The organism is Collinsella aerofaciens, from assembly GCF_028206995.1.
GTDB lineage: Bacteria > Actinomycetota > Coriobacteriia > Coriobacteriales > Coriobacteriaceae > Collinsella > Collinsella aerofaciens_AQ.
The window spans coordinates 182,940-202,086 of sequence record NZ_JAQLFL010000001.1 but is presented as its reverse complement, the minus strand read 5'-3'; the positions used below and the strand labels follow the sequence as shown (position 1 = coordinate 202,086).

At 62.5% G+C, this 19,147-nt stretch carries 17 protein-coding genes; 7 read left to right on the top strand and 10 right to left on the bottom strand.

Annotated features, from left to right (window positions below):
• The first annotated feature begins 104 nt into the window (after positions 1–104).
• Entirely contained in the window at positions 105–1,154 is a 1,050-nt protein-coding gene (trpS, locus tag PMX60_RS00855; protein ID WP_117776139.1) for a tryptophan--tRNA ligase, read from the top strand.
• A gap of 393 nt (positions 1,155–1,547) precedes the next feature.
• On the opposite strand, the gene PMX60_RS00850 is transcribed toward trpS, so the two are convergent.
• The 6 genes from PMX60_RS00850 to PMX60_RS00825 form a co-directional block, all read right to left on the bottom strand.
• Positions 1,548–1,868, bottom strand: coding sequence for an MGMT family protein (locus PMX60_RS00850; protein ID WP_161115864.1), 321 nt, complete (start codon positions 1,866–1,868; stop codon positions 1,548–1,550).
• Between the two features lie 79 nt (positions 1,869–1,947).
• Positions 1,948–2,802 carry a DegV family protein gene (locus PMX60_RS00845; protein WP_271746558.1) on the bottom strand — a complete coding sequence of 285 codons (855 nt, stop codon included), beginning with the start codon at positions 2,800–2,802 and terminating at the stop codon, positions 1,948–1,950.
• A gap of 119 nt (positions 2,803–2,921) precedes the next feature.
• Positions 2,922–3,371, bottom strand: a complete 450-nt coding sequence (locus tag PMX60_RS00840) for a MarR family winged helix-turn-helix transcriptional regulator (RefSeq protein WP_217751042.1) — start codon at positions 3,369–3,371, stop codon at positions 2,922–2,924.
• Positions 3,372–3,540: 169 nt separating this feature from the next.
• The gene (locus tag PMX60_RS00835; RefSeq protein WP_271746557.1) at positions 3,541–4,260 is read right to left on the bottom strand and encodes a B3/B4 domain-containing protein; all 720 of its coding nucleotides are present in this window, start codon (positions 4,258–4,260) and stop codon (positions 3,541–3,543) included.
• 240 nt (positions 4,261–4,500) lie between these two features.
• Positions 4,501–6,171 (bottom strand): phosphoenolpyruvate carboxykinase (ATP), encoded by a 1,671-nt coding sequence (pckA, locus tag PMX60_RS00830; protein ID WP_271746556.1) that lies wholly within the window; start codon positions 6,169–6,171, stop codon positions 4,501–4,503.
• Between the two features lie 251 nt (positions 6,172–6,422).
• Positions 6,423–7,994 (bottom strand): L-lactate permease, encoded by a 1,572-nt coding sequence (locus PMX60_RS00825; RefSeq protein ID WP_271746555.1) that lies wholly within the window; start codon positions 7,992–7,994, stop codon positions 6,423–6,425.
• A 178-nt stretch (positions 7,995–8,172) separates the two neighbouring features.
• Here PMX60_RS00825 and PMX60_RS00820 point away from each other — a divergent pair, with 178 nt between their 5' ends.
• Entirely contained in the window at positions 8,173–9,747 is a 1,575-nt protein-coding gene (locus tag PMX60_RS00820; protein ID WP_271746553.1) for a lipopolysaccharide biosynthesis protein, read from the top strand.
• Between the two features lie 383 nt (positions 9,748–10,130).
• Here PMX60_RS00820 and PMX60_RS00815 read toward each other — a convergent pair whose 3' ends face one another.
• The 4 genes from PMX60_RS00815 to PMX60_RS00800 form a co-directional block, all read right to left on the bottom strand.
• Positions 10,131–10,328, bottom strand: a complete 198-nt coding sequence (locus PMX60_RS00815) for a type II toxin-antitoxin system RelB/DinJ family antitoxin (RefSeq protein ID WP_117744010.1) — start codon at positions 10,326–10,328, stop codon at positions 10,131–10,133.
• A 46-nt stretch (positions 10,329–10,374) separates the two neighbouring features.
• Positions 10,375–10,584 (bottom strand): hypothetical protein, encoded by a 210-nt coding sequence (locus PMX60_RS00810; RefSeq protein ID WP_271746550.1) that lies wholly within the window; start codon positions 10,582–10,584, stop codon positions 10,375–10,377.
• 167 nt (positions 10,585–10,751) lie between these two features.
• Complete coding sequence (locus PMX60_RS00805) at positions 10,752–11,429, bottom strand: IS1/IS1595 family N-terminal zinc-binding domain-containing protein (RefSeq protein WP_271746548.1); 678 nt, start codon at positions 11,427–11,429, stop codon at positions 10,752–10,754.
• A 177-nt stretch (positions 11,430–11,606) separates the two neighbouring features.
• Positions 11,607–12,446 carry a metallophosphoesterase family protein gene (locus PMX60_RS00800; protein ID WP_271746547.1) on the bottom strand — a complete coding sequence of 280 codons (840 nt, stop codon included), beginning with the start codon at positions 12,444–12,446 and terminating at the stop codon, positions 11,607–11,609.
• 326 nt (positions 12,447–12,772) lie between these two features.
• Here PMX60_RS00800 and PMX60_RS00795 point away from each other — a divergent pair, with 326 nt between their 5' ends.
• From PMX60_RS00795 to PMX60_RS00775, 5 genes are all read left to right on the top strand, one after another.
• Complete coding sequence (locus PMX60_RS00795; RefSeq protein WP_271746546.1) at positions 12,773–14,374, top strand: potassium/proton antiporter; 1,602 nt, start codon at positions 12,773–12,775, stop codon at positions 14,372–14,374.
• A gap of 227 nt (positions 14,375–14,601) precedes the next feature.
• Positions 14,602–15,726 (top strand): 3-phosphoserine/phosphohydroxythreonine transaminase, encoded by a 1,125-nt coding sequence (serC, locus tag PMX60_RS00790; protein ID WP_271746545.1) that lies wholly within the window; start codon positions 14,602–14,604, stop codon positions 15,724–15,726.
• A 72-nt stretch (positions 15,727–15,798) separates the two neighbouring features.
• Positions 15,799–16,962, top strand: coding sequence for a phosphoglycerate dehydrogenase (locus tag PMX60_RS00785; protein ID WP_271746544.1), 1,164 nt, complete (start codon positions 15,799–15,801; stop codon positions 16,960–16,962).
• A gap of 175 nt (positions 16,963–17,137) precedes the next feature.
• Entirely contained in the window at positions 17,138–18,358 is a 1,221-nt protein-coding gene (locus PMX60_RS00780; protein WP_271746543.1) for a M20 family metallopeptidase, read from the top strand.
• A gap of 39 nt (positions 18,359–18,397) precedes the next feature.
• The gene (locus tag PMX60_RS00775) at positions 18,398–19,078 is read left to right on the top strand and encodes a DUF1015 family protein (protein ID WP_271746542.1); all 681 of its coding nucleotides are present in this window, start codon (positions 18,398–18,400) and stop codon (positions 19,076–19,078) included.
• Positions 19,079–19,147 lie beyond the last annotated feature (69 nt).

Below are 19,147 nucleotides of genomic sequence, written 5' to 3'. Positions count from 1 at the left end.
CCCATCGCACAAGCCACCCCTCTCCCGCCCCTCGCCTACTTACGCCCCACCCCTCCAATAAACGCGTTATCATCTTGACCCATGAACATACGTAAGGAGCAATCATGCCAAACGAGAACAGCTACGAAGTCGCGCTGCAAAAGAGCAACGCCATTCGCGAGGGCCTGGCCAAGACGCCCGAGAAGTTCACCATGCTCACCGGCGACCGCCCCACCGGCCGTCTGCACCTGGGCCACTACTTTGGCACCCTCAAGGGCCGCGTCGAGCTGCAGAACATGGGCGCCAAGACCAACGTGCTCATTGCCGACTACCAGGTCATCACCGACCGCGACACCACCGAGCACATCCAGGACAACGTGTACAACATGGTCATGGACTACCTTGCCTGCGGCATCGACCCCGACAAGACCATGATCTACGCACACTCCGCCGTGCCCGCTGCCAACCAGCTCATGCTGCCGTTCCTGTCGCTGGTGTCCGAGGCAGAGCTGGCGCGCAACCCCACCGTCAAGGCCGAGATGGAGGCCTCGGGCCACGAGCTTACCGGCCTTCTGCTCACCTACCCGGTGCACCAGGCCTGCGACATCCTGTTCTGCAAGGGCAACGTGGTGCCGGTCGGTCGCGACCAGCTGCCGCACATCGAGCTCACCCGCACCATCGCCCGCCGCTTTAACAACCGCTACGGCAAGGTGTTCCCCGAGGTCGAGGCGCTGCTGTCCGAGACCCCGCTGCTGCCCGGCCTGGACGGCCGCAAGATGAGCAAGAGCTACGGCAACGCCATCAATATCTCGATGACCGCCGAGGAGACGGCCAAGCGCATCAAGAAGAGCCAGACCGACTCCGAGCGCATGATCACGTTCGACCCCGAGAACCGCCCCGGCGTGTCCGGCCTGCTTTCGACGGCTGCCATCTGCACCGGCCGATCCGAGGTCGAGATTGCCGAGGAGATTGGCATGGGCGGCTCCGGCCAGCTCAAGAAGTACGTGACCGAGGCCGTCAACGAGTACTTTGCGCCGATCCGCGAGCGTCGCCAGCGCTACGAGAACGATCTGGACTATGTGAAGGACGTGCTGCACGAGGGCAACCGTCGTGCCAACGAGATCGCCGAGCAGACCCTGGCCGAGGTTCGGGACGCCATGGGCATGGTGTACTAGACCGATCTGCTGGCTTGAGCTTTCGATTGTTATGGGGCGGGCGCTACGGCGTCCGCCTTTTTTGGAGCCCGACCAGCTCGGCTCCGTCCATTGCACTCCCCCGATAAACGGGAACGGGCCCGCCGGCAGTCAGTTGCCAGCGGGCCCGTTCCCGAAGTACACCGTTGAATCGCACAGAGGGGAGGAATGCGAATCAAACTCAACAGGGCAGGCTTTTTCATCGCCTATTGCCTACTCCGTTGCTGAATACAATATAGTTCACCGTGGTTTACTTTCTGACGGCAAAGTGCGCCGCCACACCTTCTCCATAAGTTAGCCCCGGTAAACCTGCAACGGAAAACCACCGCAAAGGGGACAGGCACCTTTGTGGTGGTTTTGGCCACGGCAGAGCTGTTAGAGTCCGGCAGGCCAGCGACAGGCGGCCAAGTCGACGTGCATGGGATCGGTAAACGTCACGCCCTCCCCCATTAAGAGCTCACGCTGGGCATCGGGGCCGCCAAAGGCAAAGCCCTCACAGATACGGCCGTCGGCAAACACCACGCGATGACAGGGAATTTGGCCGGGGCGCGGGTTGCTGTGCAGCGCATAGCCCACATAGCGCGCGCTCCGCGGACGACCGGCAAGCAGCGCCACCTGACCGTAGGTGGCAACCATCCCCTCGGGAATCTGCTCGACCACCTCATACACCCGCTCAAAAAAGCCCTCAGACGCCATCGCATGCTCCTTTCAACCGAAACAAGCATAAACCACCAAAAAGGTGCCTGTCCCCTTTGTGGTGGTTTTGACCGGAAAGCTAGTTGGCGGGGCGGAAGAAAGCTACGGCTACGGCGCCGGGGCCCACGTGGGTGCCGATGGTGGCGCCAATGGTGTGGATGGGCAGCTCGTTCTCGGTGTGTCCAGCCCACAGTGCCGCGCTGTCCTCGATATACTTCTTGAGCACGGCGTCCGAAAGGCCCGTATAGCCCAGCGCCAGCGGCATGGAAAAGTCGACGCCGCCTGACTTTTCGACCTTTTGGTTCAGCAGGTTGCGGCCGTTCTTGGAACCGCGCGCCTTGCCCAACTGCACGATAAGGCCGTCCTCGGCGGCCACCACGGGCTTAACGTTGAGCAGCGTGCCCACAGCGCCCGCAGCAGCAGACAGGCGACCGCCACGCACCAAGTACTCCAGCGTCTCGAGCAGACCGATAACCACCACACGGTCGCGCACGGCCTCGACGGCCGCCGCGATCTGGGCCGCGCTACGGCCCTCGTCCACCAAGCGCAGCGCATACTCGACCAGCACGCGCTCGCCCAGGGTGACGTTGTTGCTATCTACCACGAACACGTCGCCGCCCGGTGCCTCGGCAAGTGCCGTACGAGCACTCTGGTTGGTGCCCGAAAGCTTGGCGCCAACGGTAATAATCACTGCCTCGTCGCCGGCCTCACGCGCTTCGGCAATCGCCTGCGAAAACGCGTACGGGTTGACCTGACCGGTCTTGGGCAGCTCATCGCGCTCTACGAGCATCTCGTAAAAGCGCTGGTGATCGATGTCGACGCCATCCATGTACACATCGGTGCCAAAGGTGACGGACAGCGGCAAAACGGCCAGTGCTGGGTGCTCGGCCGGCGACATATCGCTTGCGGAATCGGTAATAATGCGGACGGACATAGCGAATCCTTTCTTGCGCAGGTCCCGCGCAGGGAATTTTGACAGCAATGCCCCGGCACGGTATACGCGCTCAAACGGGACTATGCAGTTATTAATTGGAAGCAGATGCCTTGGCGGCCTTAGATCTCGCGCAAGGTGTTGAGAATCGTACGCAGCGACGCATACATCTGCTCGCGCTGCTCCACACCCATGGCCTTGCCGGTGGTGTCGAGCACTTCGCGAATGATGCGATCGGCCTCGCTCATGCTCTCACCGCCCAGGGCAGTCAGGCGCACCGGGGCACGGTACTTGACGGCCGCATCACCCGAATCATCGACCTCGACGTAGCCGCCCTCCTCCAGGTGTGCCAGTGTGCGCGAAACGGCGGCACGGGTAACGCCGGCCATGCGGGCGAGGTCGGCGCCAGTCAGGCCGTCCTTGCTGCGCTCGAGATAGTACAGGCACATGACGTCGGAGCCCTTGAGGCCCAGCCTTGCACCTTCGGACGTCTTGATGCGCTGAATCTCCTTGTAAAGACCGCTGATCAGTCCGACAAAGTCCTCAAAACGTGTCTCGTCGTTCCACTGCATGGTGACGACCACCTTTCGCTTACATGATGCTAACGGGTAAACATCTTAGCCGCATGTCCGAACCCCCGTACCCAAATATCCCAATTGTTAACCCATCAACATAAAAACCACCACAAAGGGGACAGGCACCTTTGTGGTGGCTTGGGGCATCAATAGATTCTAGGCGCCGCTATAGCTCCACGCAGGGATTGTCGCGGGTCACAAGCGTCTTAACGACGACCGTCGCTCCCAGATAGCGCTCGAGCAGCTCGGCCAAGCGATCGATCGCGGCCTGGCAGTCCCCCATCCGCTCGGGCTCCACGCATTCAATCGCCAGAAATGCGTCAGCCGAATCGTCGGACAGCGCCGTGCGAACGCCATCGCGCCAGTTCCAGCAACGGCACACGGCGCCCGCATCATCGATATAGGCAAGCTCACCGGGCAACGTCGGATCATCTGCCTCCTCGCCAAGTGGCAAGAACGCGTCGCCGCCGTCGGTCACCGCCAGGCGCAGATTGCCCTCAATAGCATGCAAATCTTCACCGCCAACGGGCAACGCATAAGTCAACGAAATCGTATTGTAGATATCCACCGCCGGCGTGATGTGGCCGACCGGCTTGCCTTTGAGCACGCGCTTGAGCAGGTTCTCAACTGAGCAACGCGCGCCCTTCTTGGTCTTGAACAGGCGATACGCCTCGCGCCATGCCTTAACCGGCGCGTTTTCGCTAATGGTATCGCTTGTCAGGTGGCGCTCCGCATCGATGTTGGCGCGGTCAAGTAGCGCGGCGATCGCATCCACGTCCTCCTGGGGAATCTGAGCCGCAGGCTTCATGCCCTTTACGACCACAACGCCGACCGCCGCCTGCGGAAACAGCTCCCAAAATGAATCCTCGGCAACAAAGCCCTTCATACGCTCTCCCTTCATTGTGCACGCCCGAGCGAGGGCGCCTAAACAAAAAGCGCCCTCACAGCGGCCACCTTCAAAGTCCTACGGTGCCGCCACAAGAGCGCTTACGCTGTCCCCATCCGGAGAAGGGGACGATATGTCAAGCGTATTGTAACCCGAGTCTTCCGCGCGAGCAAAACCACCACAAAGGTGCCTGTCCCCTTTGTGGTGGACCTTTGTGGTGGATATGGACTCGCGGCGACGCTAGTGGCGGAGTCCCAGCAGGCCGCGGCCGCGATGACGGGCCTCGGCGGGCACCTGAGCGTGCGGACCGGCGGCCTTGACGGAGTCGGGCAGGTGCGAGTACTTCTTCTCGAAGTTCTCCTCGAACATCACCGCCAGGTTGTGCGCGGCTTCGTCGTAGCGCGCGGTGCTCTGCCAGTACTGGCGCGGCACTAGGATGCCGTCGGGCACACCGTGGCACGTAGTGGGAATGTCAACGTTAAAGATGTCGTCGTGCACAAACTCGCTGTCCTCGATGGTGCCGTCGAGGGCGCGAGCGACCAGCGAGCGCGTGTAGGCCAGCTCGATGCGATGACCCACGCCATAGCCGCCGCCGATCCAGCCGGTATTGACCAGGTAGACGCGCGTGCGGCCGTCGGTGATGCGCTCGCCGAGCATCTTGGCGTAGACCATGGGGTCGAGCGGCATAAACGGCTCGCCAAACAGCGAGGAGAACGTGGGCGTGGGCTCGGTGACGCCGACCTCGGTGCCGGGGATCTTGGCGGTGAAGCCCGTCACAAAGTGGTACATGGCGGCGTCGGCCGTCAGGCGCGAGATGGGCGGCAACACGCCAAAGGCGTCGCAGGTCAAAAACAGCACGACGCTCGGGGTGGTGCCCATGCCCTTGGTCCACGCGTTGGGGATATGCTCGACGGGGTAGGCCACGCGCGTATTGTGCGTGATCGAGACGTCGTCGTAGTTAGGCTTGCGATTCTCATCGAGTACCACGTTTTCACAGATGGCGCCAAAGCGAACGGCGTTGAAAATCTCGGGCTCGTGGAACGCATCCAGGCCCTCGCACTTGGCGTAGCAGCCGCCCTCGACGTTAAAGATGCCCATGTCGGACCAGCCGTGCTCGTCGTCGCCGATCAGCAGGCGCGTGGGGTTGGCCGAAAGCGTGGTCTTGCCGGTGCCGGACAGGCCAAAGAACACCGCGGTCTCGTGCGTGACGGGATCCATGCTGGCCGAGCAATGCATGGGCAGTACGTCGTCCTCGACGGGCAGCAGGTAATTCATGACGCTGAAGATGGACTTTTTGATCTCGCCGGAGTAGCCGGTACCCGCGACCAGAATCACACGCTCCTGAAAATTGATGACCACTGCGGCGCTGGAATTAAGGCCTTTGATGGCGGCATCGCACTGGTAGCCCGGCGCGGCGAGCACGCAGAAGTCCGGCTCGCCGGTGCGCGCGATTTCGCGGGCGAGCGGGCGGGCGAGCATCTGCTTAATGAAGAGCGCTTGGCTGGCACGCTCGCAGGCGACGAGCAGACGGCGCGTGTGGTTGCGGTCGGCGCCGGCCATGCCGCGGGTGACGAACACATCGCGCTCGTTGAGATAGTCGACGATGCCGGCTTTGATAACCTCGTAGCTTTCGACAGACAGCGGGCGGTTGACGGCGCCCCAGGCAATCTTGTCGTGGACATCGGGGGTGTCTACGATAAAGCGGTCGTTGGGCGAACGTCCGGTACGCTCCCCCGTCTCGATCACGAGTGCGCCGTTGGAGGCCATGCGGCCTTCGTTGCGGCGGATGGCATGCTCGACGAGCTCGGCTGCCGGCAGGTCAACCAGCAGGCGGGGCTGGTTCTCGGCGGGATCTTCGACCAGCGTAATGCCAAAGTTGGATAGAACTTCTGCAGGGGTAACACCAGGCATGGAGCCTCCTTTAAAAGCGCGACACGTGGACGCGGCACGCACTTTACTCACGTAAAGCCCGTTGTACCCGATATGCAAAAACGTTTTTGCGGCAACGGCGAAGCGCCCGCTCAACGGTCAAAAATCGCACGCAAGCGGCCTAGTCATTGGGGACGTTCTTAAACGACTAGTCGTTGGGGACACTCTTGAACAGGCAACAGCCAAGGAGTGTCCCCAGCTGCCGGCACTTAGGGACGTTCCCAAAGTGCCGGCTACAGCGGCAGGCCTTGGCCGAGCATGGCGATGACGCTCATGAGGACCAGCATGCCGGCGGCGTAGGGCAGCACCGCGCCCAAGAGTTCGGCATCCTTACCGCGCACGTGCACGGCGGCAAGACCAATAGCGAGGGTCTGCGGCGAGATCATCTTACCGGCGGCGACGCCAAGCGCGTTGAGCGCGACCATCCAGTAGTCGCTCACACCCAGCGCCGAAGCGGCCTGGCTCTGGATGGGACCAAACAGCATGCCCGAGGACGTGCCCGAACCGGTCACGAACGCACCGACGGCACCGATCCACGGGGCCAGAATCGGGTACAGACCACCGGCGACGGCGATGCAGAACGCGCTAATCGAAGAAATCATGCCCGCATAGCCCATCACCCTGGCGCAGCCCAGCACCGAAAGCATGGTAATGACCGTCGGCATCATCTGCTTGACGGTCGCGGCCAGTACCTCGCCCATCAGACGCGGCGAAGCTCCTTGGATGGCACCGCCGATAAACGCGGCTAGGAAGATCCAAACACCCGGCGTGTTAATCCACGAAAACGTAAGCGTACCGGGGTTCTCGCCGCAATACACCTGCACGTGGCTCGCAAACGGCGCAAGCGCAGCATGCACGGCGGGCACCAAGTTGGACGTACCCAGCAGCAATACAAAAATCAAGATGAAGCACGACCAGGCCGAAAGCGCCGATTTAACGGTGAGCTGTTCGCCGGAATCGATATTCATATGGAAGCGCGCGTCCAAATGCCCCGACTTCTCGGCGCGCATGGCGAGCACGGCAGTCAGCGCAAGTGACACGATGGAACCCACGACTACGGCAAGCTCGGGACCCACAAACATGGCAACGACCAGGGCCGCACCTACAAAGGACACACCGGAAAGCAGTGCCACGCCGGCAACGCCGTGCAGACGCTCGGCAACGCTTGCAACATTGCCCTGGTCATCGGCAACACGACCCGCAACCAGCACGATAAGCAGCGGCATCGCCACAAAGAAGGGCGCGAGCTGCACCAGCTGAACGGTAGCCAAATGCAGGGAATCCAGACCCACCAGATCGGCAACGGACACCGTAGGAATGCCGATAGAGCCGTAGGGCGTGGGCACACCGTTGGCTAGCAGGCAGATCAGCACGGCAGGCACGGCCTCAAAACCAAGGCCCGCGAGCATGCCGGCGGGAATGGCAACGGCGGTACCAAAGCCGGCCATGCCCTCCATAAAGCCGCCGAAGCACCAGGCCACGAGCAGTGCCAGCAGACGACGATCGCTGCTGATGGAGGTGATCATACTGCCGATCACGTCCATGGCACCCGTGCGCACGCACAGGTTATACGTGAACACCGCGGCGATAATTACGAGCACGATAGGCCACAGGGCCATCAAAAAGCCCTCGAGCGAGGCCGTGGCTATCTGCGCCGCCGGCAAATGCCACCACGCAAAGGCGAGCACGCACGAAAGGGCGAACGAGCCAATGGCGGCCTTCCAAGCCGGCCATTTAAAGCACAGCAGCATCACGACGAGCCAGATGATCGGCACAAGAGCCAGCAAAAACGCAGCGACATCCATGGGTAAAAACTCCTTGGTACCGCGCAAGCGGCATCGGGGGGTCACAAAACTTCAACAGGATACCGCACGTTTACCGACAAATTACAGCCGCCCGCCGAAATTATTGAACAACCTGTTCAAAAACACGAATGGACGCCACCGCGACTATACTAGAGCGCAGCAAGAGAAAGGAATCGCCTTGAGCATCACGCCCCTCGATAGCATCCGCCGCGCCATCGCCCGCCGCAATGGCGTCGCCAACCCCACCGTATCGGGCGGGGCGCACGGACAGGGCGGACGCATCGAGAACGGCCTGTTCCCCGCATCGCACACCGCCGAGGAGCTCGCACGAATCCAAGAGCTGAGCCAGCGTAACGCCGGCGGTCCCGACAGCAGCCAGACCACACGCCGTCGCCGCGAGCGCGATCGCCAGCCCGGCCCCATCCACCGCATGGTCAATGCCTGGTGGAACCGCCTGCTCGGAGCCGTCTACGGCGGCGGCTTCTCCACGCAAGAAGCCGAATACGAAGATCACGCCACCCGTCGCGACTACCTTTGGAATACCCTGGGCACCGCCGTATGGGGCATGGCGTTTCCCCTGCTCACCATTGTGTCGACGCAGCTCGTAGGCGCCGAGGAGGCCGGCAAGTTCTCCATCGCCTTTGTCACCGGCACGCTCATCATGATCGCGTGCAACTACGGCGTGCGCAACTTTCAGGTCTCAGACATCGACGAAAAAACCTCCTTCGCCTCCTACCAGCTCAACCGCTGGCTCTGCGGAGCGCTCGCGCTGGCATGCGGCCTGGTATACAGCAGCGCCCGCGGCTACGATGCGCAGATGGCCACGATCGGCCTGGGCGTCTACCTCTATAAGGTGATCGACGGCATCGCCGACGTGTACGAGGGCCGCCTGCAGCAGGCCGACAAGCTCTATTTGGCCGGCATGAGCCAAACGCTGCGTTCCGCCGGCGTCATCGCGGTCTTTAGCGTGGCACTGTTCCTCACACGCAGTATGCCCATCGCGGCCATGGCCATGGGTGTCACCGCCATTGCCTCACTCGTGCTGGTCACCGCCCCGCTCGCCCTGCTCGAGACCGAAAAATCACGCCGCATGAGCCTGCGCGAGGTCGTCCACCTGTTTATCCAGTGCGCCCCGCTCTTTGGCGCGCTGTTCCTGTTCAACCTTATCGAGAGCATGCCCAAGTTTGTGATGGAGGGCACACTGGCCTACAAGTATCAGCTGTACTTTAATGCCCTGTTCTTTCCGGCGCAGGCTATTCTGTTGAGCATTGGATTTATCTATAAACCGCAGCTCCTGCGTCTGTCGAGCATTTGGGCGAATCCGCGCAAGCGACGCCGCTTTGACCTGATTATTGTTGCCGTTATGGCACTGATCGTAGTCATTACCGGAGCATGCGCCGCATTTATGGCAGGCCCCGGCATCCCCATCATGAGCTTTATGTACGGCCTTAACTTTGAGCGCTACCGCACGCTGGCGCTGCTAATGGTCGTCGCCGGCGGCGTCACCGCGGCAATCGACTTTATCTACGCCATCATCACGGTGCTGCGCCACGCCGGCGACGTCACCAAGATCTACCTGATTTGCTTCGCCGTAAGCGTGGTGCTGCCGGTGATCCTGATTAAGCTGCTGAGTCTGATGGGCGCTGTGGTGAGCTACCTAGCCATCATGGCCCTACTCCTGGTGCTGCTGATTATCGAGTACGCCCACATCCGCCAACGCATCGAGCGCGACCGCAACCCATACGGCGCCTAATTTGCTGCCCGGTCACCGGAATTTGCGATGGAATCACCCCAGCCGGGGTCTCGTTGCGGACAATATGCATCACGCAAAACTAAGTGAGTAGACTTTTACCGAATCCCCGACCACACCGACAAACCACAAATCTGTGACCTGCGGTTTTATTGAGGCAAATATGTTAGGTGCTCGGCATTTCCAAAAAAGTCTACTCACTTAGCCAGCGGGCAGCCAAATGATTATTTAAGGCTCTGTTAGACCAGGATTGACATTCCGCCCCGTCATCTTCTTGCGATTGCACAATGGTCGCCCCTTGTCGAATCTGAATCCGGCAAGGGGCGATGCGCCCGAGACCGGACGAGTTGCTCGCCTGGCCCTGCCGTTTCATGCCGACCTGCCGGCTAACTCGCCGTCTCCTCGTCGGGCGCCGGCGTCTTGACCCTCATCTCGAACGGCATCCCGCCCTCTCGGACGAGCGCCCTGAGGAACGCGTTGACGGCGGTGGACATGGACAGGCCGAGCTCGTCCAGGATGGCCGTGGCCTCCCTCTTGACCTCCGGGTCGATGCGGATCGTCGTGGCCGGTATGTTCGACGGCATGGCCTCACCCCTCCTCGTGTATCGCGGTGCGACCATTCTACCGCCTCTATGCGGCGGGCGCGGCCCAGTAGTCCATGTAGGGCGGCTCCACGTTGAACATGTCGCGGACGCGGCTCCTGCAGACGCCGTGCGCGAGCTGCCGCGCGACCGTGCGCCCGGCCGCGCCGGAATCGGTCGCCATGAAGGTCCGGCACCACCTGAACCAGGCGAGGTAGGCGTCGAGGTGCTTCGTCGACACGCCCCTGAACGGCTCCATGAAGGCGCCGAGGAGCGAGTGGACGGTGTTGACCCGGTTGATGGTCCCCCCGGAGCGGTCCTTGGGGTCGTAGGCCGCGTGCGCGGCGACCTCGAGCTCGTCGAGGACGCCGACGTAGGCGGCCGCCCTGTCGGTCGCGACGACCGAGCCGGCCGCGATGCGGCCCCTCAGCGCACCATGGCGCGCTCCCTCGAAAGGGCGCCCCGCCCCGTGACCTCGAGGAACGTCTCGTTCGAGTCGTTCACTCCGGTCACGACGCAGATCCGCTCGCGCGACAGCCCGCGTCTGTGCACCTGCTTGCCGCGGTGCCGGGAGGGGCGCGGCATCGTGAACGACCCCTTCGCGTGGTTGCCCTTGAACGACTCGGGGAAATAGGTCTCGTCGAGCTCGCAGCCGCAGCCCCGCTCGACCCTGAACGAGGGGGAGTAGGCCGAGAGGCACTCGATCAGCCTGTGGCGCATGGTGTAGGCGGTCTTGAGGCAGACGCGGCAGCGCCTCGCGCATTCGCGCAGGGGCAGCATGAGCACGAAGCACTCGGCGTAGGCCATCCAGGTCTCCTTCGGGAGCTTGCTCGTCCCCAGGATGCGCTCGCTGCCCATGCCGAAGGTCCTGCCGCAGCCCCGGCAGAGGTAGCGCTGCTCGCCGTTCTTCGATTTGCCCTTCTTCACGACCGCGGCGGACCCGCAGCGCGGGCAGCGTTCGATTTCGTAGGCGGAGCCGGCCGCGTCGTCGAACGCCGCCGCGCGGATCACGTCCCTGACGGACTCGATAGCGCGGCGGCGCTCGGTCTTGCTGAGGTTCGCCATGCCCTTCTTGAAGTTGAGGACCAGGTCTTCGGCGTTCATGCTGCCCCCATCATCGCGGTCTATGGGGTCAACGATATGGCACCGTGGGGACACATGTATGTCAATCCTGGTCTAACAGAGCCTTATTTAATCCCCGTCCCAGAAAAATCAATTAGCGGACAGAAGGGCAAAAGTAGTCAAAAAAGCCCCGTCCCAAATTAGCTACCTCTTGCGTAATCACTCGCCAGGAAGAATGTTTGCGTAGAACTCGGCCCCGTCGTCCAGGCGCAGGATCCCGACGCGGCCGAACTCGGAGCCAGTGGCGGCGGCGCAGTCGATGTCGATGCGGTCGGGCACGCCGGCGGTGTCCTCGCCGCCCAGGCGCACGATCCGCCCGCGGCCCGACTCCTCATCGAGCCCCGCCAGACCGCCCACCTCGCAATAACGCCCGAGCGACACCGTGGGCGTGTGGCCGCTCACCACGACCGGACCCTTGCCCTCGGCAGAAAGCAGCCCCGTCGGCGCATCCCAATAGCCGTGACGAATCCACAGCAGGTCATCGGACGACTGCACGGCAAGCATCTGCTTCAGCAGTTCGCGATCGGCATCCACCGCCCCCGTACCATCGGCACAATCAACCCCATGTTCAAACAAAAACGCCCGGGCCGCCTCGGTCTGGATGCCGGCATGTACCAGCAGGTACGGACGCTCGTCAGTCTCGACCACCGCGTAGAGCGGCAGCGTCGCCATCCAACGCACGAGCTCCTCGTACGCCTCAAATTCCATATCGTTGAGCTGCTGACGGGTAGTCCAACCGCCGTTGATATCCCAGGTCTCGGCATCGAGAGGATCTTGGCCAATGATGGCGTCGAGCATGATCTGCTCGTGATTGCCCTTGAGCACGCGAGCGTTGGGTAGCGAGCGCACGAGTTTAATAACGCCAACCGGATCGGGCCCGCGATCGATCATGTCGCCCAGCACGTACAGCGTATCGTCGGACGCCAGCGAAATCTTGGACAGGGCCTCGTCAAGCGCACGCACGTGCCCGTGAGCATCGGATGTCACATAGATCGCCATGGAACGCCTCTCTTTGCATTGCGGCCGAAGCCCGACGTCGCAACTAAAACTTCAAGTTGAACTTAAACGTTACCCATTGTACTCCGTTGCAATAAAGCTGGAAAGGGTTGCATACCGTCAACGGTCGCCAACGCACGCCTGCCAACCCGCATGCGCCCACGCCAAGCCATCTGGCCCGGCACCCCAACCAGCGCCGCCCGCGCCTCCGCTTCGTGTCGAAAATGCGCGTGCCCGCAATCCAACCCCATAAACCCACCATCTTTGGGTACAAATAACCGCAGACAACTAACCGTGCCACGCCAACCACCCAGGAGCGGACACCATCCATGAACCAGATCCTTCTTTTTATCGGCCTCGTCATCATTTTGTGCCTGACCATCAAACCCGTCGGCAAAAAGCTCCCCTTCCCCACCCTGCTTATCTTTATCGCGCTCGGCATGCTGTTGGGCGTCAACGGCCCGGCGCATATCGACTTTAGCGACTACGCACTCACCGAAACCGTCTGCAGCACGGCGCTATTGTTCATCATGTTCTACGGCGGCTTTAACACCAACATAGACCGCGCCAAGCCCGTCGCCGCGCCGGCGGTGCTGCTGAGCACGCTCGGCGTCGTCATCACCGCAGGCATCACCGGCGTGTTCGCCCACTTTGTGCTGGGCTTCGACTGGATCGGCGGCCTGCTGCTGGGATCGGTCGTGGCGTCCACCGACGCGGCCAGCGTCTTTAGCGTTCTGCGCGAGCACAGCCTTTCGCTGAGGGGCGGCACCGACTCGCTGCTCGAGGTCGAATCGGGCTCCAACGACCCCGTCGCCTACATGCTCACCGCCGTGCTCGCGACCCTCGCGGCGGGCGGCAATATCGACATTCCCGTGCTGCTGACCAAGCAGATCATCCTGGGCGTGGGGTTGGGCCTTGCCATCGGCTGGACATCCAGCCGTCTGATTGAGCGCGCACACGCAACGGCCGAAGGCGCGCAGACCATCTTCTTGTTCGCCGTGGCCATCGTCGCCTACGCGCTGCCGAGCTACCTGGGCGGCAACGGCTTTTTGGCCGTATACCTTGTAGGCATTGTGCTGGGCGCAAGCGACATCACCGGTAAGGTCGAGATGGCGCACTTCTTCGACACCCTCACCGAGATGGCAGAGATGACCATCTTCTTCTTGCTCGGCCTGCTCGTAACGCCCGCACGCCTGCCGCAGATGCTGCTGCCGGGCCTGGCGCTCATGGCGTTCATGCTCTTCGTGAGCCGCCCCATCGCCGTCGGCGTGCTCCTAGCGCCCTTTAAGACGAATCCCAGCCAGGTCGCGCTCGTAAGCTGGGCGGGCCTGCGCGGAGCAGCTTCGGTCGTCTTTAGTCTCTTTGCCGTGGTGGCCGGCGTTCCCGGCGGACACGACCTATTTGACCTGGTGTTTGTGATTGCCGCGTCGAGCATCGTGGTGCAGGGCTCGCTGCTTCCGGCGGTGGCGAAGAAGCTCGATATGATCGATGCGACCGGCGACGTGCGCCGCACCTTTAACGACTACCGCGACGAGGACGGCATGTCGTTTGTAAAGCTCAAGGTGTGCGCTGGACATCCGTTTGCCGGACTCTCGCTCGCGGACATTGGCAGCGCCACAAATATGCTCGTGGTCCTGGTGCTGCGCGACGGGGCGCACCCGGTACTGCCCAATGGCGACACCGTGATCCAGGAAGGCGATCTGCTGGTGATGGCCGCGCCGACGTTCGAAGAGCGTACCGAAGTTACGCTGCGCGAGGTCACCGTGACTCCCCACGGTCGCCTGGCCGGCCAGCGCCTGTGCGATGTGCCGCAAGGCAAACATCCGTTTATTGTGGTGATGCTCAAGCGCGAAGGCCAAACGATCATCCCCGACGGCAACACCCTAATATACGCCGGCGACGAAGCCGTCATCGCCACGCTAGCATCGTAGTGACTAGGAGGTAGCTACTTTAGGACGAAGAGATCAAGCGCCTAGGAACCTCATGTCTTCGCTCGCAGATTTGGATTTGCCTGAGGAGTAAAGCACCCCCTCCCCCATGTAACCATCCTGTAAATCATAGCGACGCACTCGAGTTTTACCGTGATGCGGTCGCGCCTGGCGCTCCACTGTGCTAAAGTAACCCGAACGTCCAAACGACTACAAGGGGGAACTAGAAGATGGCACGTGTGCACAACTTCTCAGCTGGCCCGGCAGCGCTGCCCACAAGCGTGCTCGCCGAGATCGCCGACGAGATGATGGACTACCGCGGTTGCGGCATGTCCGTGCTCGAGATGAGCCATCGATCTAGCATGTACCAGCAGATCATCGACGACGCCGAGGCAACCCTGCGTCGCCTGCTGAGCATCCCCAACAACTACCGCGTCCTGTTTTTGCAGGGCGGCGCCACGCTGCAGTTTGCGGGCATCCCCATGAACCTCATGCGCCGCGGCCGCGCCGGCTACATCGTGACGGGCAACTTTGCCAACAAGGCATACAAAGAAGCCGACAAGTACGGCGAGGCCGTGCTGCTCGCGAGCTCCGAGGACACCAACTTCGACCGCATCCCCGACATGGCCGACATCAACGCGCGCATTGCCGCCGAGGCCGCGGGCGACGGGCTCGACTACGTTTACATCTGCCAGAACAACACCATCTTTGGCACCATGTACCACGAGCTGCCCGCTTGCGGCGACGTACCGCTGGTCGCCGATGTCTCGAGCTGCTTTCTGTCGCAGCCGCTCGATGTTGAGCGCTACGGGCTCATCTACGCCGGCGCGCAGAAAAACGCCGGCGCCGCGGGCGTGACCGTGGTTATCGTGCGCGACGACCTCATCGCCGACGGCCCCGCCTTTGCGCAGACGCCGCAGTACATGGACCTTAAGACCCAGGCCGCCAAGGGCTCCATGCTCAACACGCCCAACACCTTTGGCATCTACGTGTGCGGCAAGGTGTTCCGGTGGGTCGAGGAGACCGGCGGACTTGCCGCCATGGCCGAGCGCAACTGGGCCAAGGCCAACCTGCTCTACAACCTGCTCGAGAACAGCGAGCTGTTCCACGGCACCACGCAGGAGGACAGCCGCTCCATCGCCAACGTCACCTTCCGCACCGGCGATGCCGACCTCGACGCCGCCTTTGTCGCAGGCGCGGCCGAGCATCAGATTCAAAACGTCAAGGGCCATCGCCTGGTGGGCGGCATGCGCGCCAGCGTCTACAACGCTGTGACCATGGAAGACGTGCAGGCACTGGCCTCGTACATGAAGGACTTCGAAGCGCAGCACGGTTTGAGTCCGCGATCTAACTAGCCCGCAACGCGCGGGCCGACCAGCCATCTCAAACCACCCTGTTTAGATCAAAACCTGCTAAGGAGTTTTTCTATGCGTAAGATTAAGACCATCGACGACATCACCAAGGACGGCAAAGTCGAGTTTGGCGAGGGCTACGAGTTTGTAAGCACCGCCGAAGAGGCCGACGCCATCCTGATGCGCTCGACCGACCTGCACGGCTACGAGCTGCCCGAGGGCATCCGCGCCATCGCCCGCTGCGGCGCCGGCGTCAACAACATCCCCGTCGAGGAGTACGCCAAGAAGGGCGTCGTCGTCTTTAACTCCCCCGGCGCCAACAGCAACGCCGTCAAGGAGCTCGTCCTGGGCATGCTGGTGCTTTCGAGCCGCGGCGTGGTGCAATCGATGAACTGGGTGCGTGACAACGCCGACGACCCCGAGATTCAGGTCGATGCTGAGAAGGCCAAGAAAGCCTTTGTGGGCCGCGAGCTCAAGGGCAAGCGCATCGGCGTCATCGGTCTGGGCAACGTGGGCTCCAAGGTCGCCAACGCCTGCGTCGATCTGGGCATGGACGTCTACGGCTACGACCCGTTCATTTCCGTTGAGCACGCGTGGGTGCTGAGCCGCGAGGTGCAGCGTGTGGGCACGCTCGAGGACCTGTGCCGCGGTTGCGACTACCTCACCGTGCACGTGCCCAGCAAGGCCGACACCATCGGCATGATCAGCACCGAGCAGATCGACCTGCTGGCCCCGGGCGCCGTGCTCATCAACTACGCGCGCGAGACCATCATTGACGAGGACGCCGTCGACGCCGCCCTGCGCGAGGGTAAGCTCAGCTGGTTTAGCTGCGACTTTGCCACGCCCAAGACCGTCAAGATGCCGAACACGTTTATCACCACGCACTCGGGCGCCGGCACCGGCGAGGCCGAGGCCAACTGCGCCGATATGGCCATCAGCGAGCTCAAGGATTACCTGGAGAACGGCAATATCGCGCACAGCGTCAACTATCCCGCCTGCAGCATGGGCAAGGCGCGCGCCGCGAGCCGCATCGCCTGTCTGCACGCCAACGTGCCCAACATGATCGGCCAGATCACGGCAATTCTTGCCAAGGACAACGCCAACGTGCAGCGTATGACCAACGAGTCCGCCGGCGAGAACGCCTACACCATGTTCGACACCGACGAGCATCTAGACACCAGCACTATCGAGGCGCTCAAGCAGATTCCGTCGATGTATCGCGTGCGCGTGATCAAATAGCGTCGGCTGATCTGACGGGCAGTTCCCCATGTGGCCTGCCCGTCACCGACATTGAATGCCCGCGGGGCGCCTTTCGCACGAGAGGCGCCCCGTTTTTGTGAGCGCTCCATTAAATGCACCGAGCCGCTTCTTGGCATACAATCTGTATGTTGACCTAACTATCTGTGAGGTGCCTATGGTTGATACAGATTTTGCTTGGCGGCTTACGCAAGGACTCGTGCGGATCGACAGCTCAGACCCGGGTGCGTATGAGGACGAGATTGAGCGCTATATCAAAGCGTTGGTTGAGGAACGGTTGGCGCAGCTGAGCCATCCGGTACTCCATGCCGTGCAGGTTGAGGAACTCGAGGTGCTGCCCGGGCGCCGCAACCTTATGGTCACCGTGCCGGGACTGAGCGACGAGCCACGGCTCGTCTATATCTGCCATATGGATACCGTTACGCTGGGCGATGGCTGGGACGCGGACACTCCGCCGCTCGGAGCGATCGTGCGCAACGATAAACTCTATGGCCGCGGTGCCTGCGATATGAAGGGTGGCCTGGCCTGCGCCATTGCCGCACTGGTCCATACGCTCGAGCGCGTGGCGGCAGAAGGCGAGCTGCCCCGCCATGGCTTCTCACTCATTTGCTCGGTCGACGAGGAGGACTTTATGCGCGGCTCAGAGGCCGCGATCGATGCCGGCTGGGTCGGCTCGCGTGAATGGGTGCTGGACACCGAACCCACAGACGGACAGATCCAGGTGGCGCACAAGGGGCGCACGTGGTTCGAGATTGAAATGGCTGGCGTAACGGCGCATGCGAGCCAGCCGTGGAAGGGCGCGGATGCCGTCGCCGCCATGGCCGAGGTCGTGTGTTCGCTCCGTCGCGCGTTTGTGGCGCTGCCCGCGCACGATGAGCTGGGGTCTTCGACCATCACGTTTGGCCAAATCGAGGGCGGATATCGCCCCTACGTCGTACCCGACCGCGCCAAAGCCTGGGTCGACATGCGCCTGACCCCGCCGACCGATACGGCCGCCGCGACGCGCATGGTAGAGCAGGCCATCGCCGTCGCCGAAGCCGCCGTTCCCGGTTGCCATGGCAGCTACACCGTGACGGGCGACCGCCCCGTCATCGAGCGCGACCCGAACTCTCCCCTTCTAGCAGCGCTCAAGCGTGCCGCCGATGACGTGACGGACGCGGACACGACCGTCGGCTTCTTTACCGGCTACACCGACACCGCCGTCATTGCCGGCAAGACAGGTAACCGCAATTGCATGAGCTACGGTCCCGGGTCGCTCGCGCTCGCGCACAAGCCCAACGAATATGTGCCCCACGCCGACATCGTTCGCTGCCAGAGCGTGCTCATCGCGCTCGCCGACAACACGCTCTGGGGCGCGGATGGCCAAGTTGGGGCATAATAAGCCGCGAACAAACCAACTCGTGCGTTAGGACCGCCCATGAAAGCACTTCCGTTTCCCTGCATCCGCCCGGCTCAGGACCGCGTGCTCGAGGCGTTGCCCGCAATGGGCAGCATCCTGAGCGGCAACGATGCTCTGCGCGGAGCCATTGCCGATGGCCTGATGCTCAAGGACCCGGGTGCGGCGTATTACGTGTACGAATGCTCGGGGGAGCCGGGGCGCGTGACGGGCGTTGTGGCGATCTGCCCGGTTGGTGCGCTGGCGGGCGGCGACGCGGTTGCCGCCGATACGGCCGCCGCTGCGCGCGCATTCGCCGACCTCAAGGTACAGCCCCGTCCCGTAACGCTCGCCTACGAGGCCTCGCCCGTCATGGATATCATCCTGGGCGCCGCCAAAGAGGGCGCCTCGCTCTACGCCGTCACCGATCCTGCGGGCATTACACACCGCGTGTGGGAGGTTAAGCGCGAGGACGCCGTCGGCGCCATCCGTGCCATGCTCGACCAGGCGCCGGAGCCGGTACTGGCCGACGACCCTGCCTACGCTGGCGCACTAGTCGGGGTATCACAGCTCCTGGCCGATGAGGCCCGTGCCGCCGGAACGTACACCGGCAAGGAGCCGTTCAACTTTACCGTTGCCGCACTCTTCCCCGCCGCGCAGGTCAGCGGCGCCGCGCCGCAAGTTCCGACAGGTCTGCTCACGCACCAGGTCGCGCGGTTCTAGCAAGACCAGACCGCCCAGCACAAAAATCGGCAGCTCAACAAACAGGGGGGCGGAGATGCAGCAGGTACA

Excerpts from the sequence above, each read along its gene's own strand:
- trpS (WP_117776139.1), top strand. The coding sequence starts at position 105 with ATGCCAAACGAGAACAGCTACGAAGTCGCGCTGCAAAAGAGCAACGCC.
- PMX60_RS00850 (WP_161115864.1), bottom strand. The coding sequence starts at position 1,868 with ATGGCGTCTGAGGGCTTTTTTGAGCGGGTGTATGAGGTGGTCGAGCAG.
- PMX60_RS00845 (WP_271746558.1), bottom strand. The coding sequence starts at position 2,802 with ATGTCCGTCCGCATTATTACCGATTCCGCAAGCGATATGTCGCCGGCC.
- PMX60_RS00840 (WP_217751042.1), bottom strand. The coding sequence starts at position 3,371 with ATGCAGTGGAACGACGAGACACGTTTTGAGGACTTTGTCGGACTGATC.
- PMX60_RS00835 (WP_271746557.1), bottom strand. The coding sequence starts at position 4,260 with ATGAAGGGCTTTGTTGCCGAGGATTCATTTTGGGAGCTGTTTCCGCAG.
- pckA (WP_271746556.1), bottom strand. The coding sequence starts at position 6,171 with ATGCCTGGTGTTACCCCTGCAGAAGTTCTATCCAACTTTGGCATTACG.
- PMX60_RS00825 (WP_271746555.1), bottom strand. The coding sequence starts at position 7,994 with ATGGATGTCGCTGCGTTTTTGCTGGCTCTTGTGCCGATCATCTGGCTC.
- PMX60_RS00815 (WP_117744010.1), bottom strand. The coding sequence starts at position 10,328 with ATGCCGTCGAACATACCGGCCACGACGATCCGCATCGACCCGGAGGTC.
- PMX60_RS00810 (WP_271746550.1), bottom strand. The coding sequence starts at position 10,584 with ATGGAGCCGTTCAGGGGCGTGTCGACGAAGCACCTCGACGCCTACCTC.
- PMX60_RS00805 (WP_271746548.1), bottom strand. The coding sequence starts at position 11,429 with ATGAACGCCGAAGACCTGGTCCTCAACTTCAAGAAGGGCATGGCGAAC.
- PMX60_RS00800 (WP_271746547.1), bottom strand. The coding sequence starts at position 12,446 with ATGGCGATCTATGTGACATCCGATGCTCACGGGCACGTGCGTGCGCTT.
- PMX60_RS00795 (WP_271746546.1), top strand. The coding sequence starts at position 12,773 with ATGAACCAGATCCTTCTTTTTATCGGCCTCGTCATCATTTTGTGCCTG.
- serC (WP_271746545.1), top strand. The coding sequence starts at position 14,602 with ATGGCACGTGTGCACAACTTCTCAGCTGGCCCGGCAGCGCTGCCCACA.
- PMX60_RS00785 (WP_271746544.1), top strand. The coding sequence starts at position 15,799 with ATGCGTAAGATTAAGACCATCGACGACATCACCAAGGACGGCAAAGTC.
- PMX60_RS00780 (WP_271746543.1), top strand. The coding sequence starts at position 17,138 with ATGGTTGATACAGATTTTGCTTGGCGGCTTACGCAAGGACTCGTGCGG.
- PMX60_RS00775 (WP_271746542.1), top strand. The coding sequence starts at position 18,398 with ATGAAAGCACTTCCGTTTCCCTGCATCCGCCCGGCTCAGGACCGCGTG.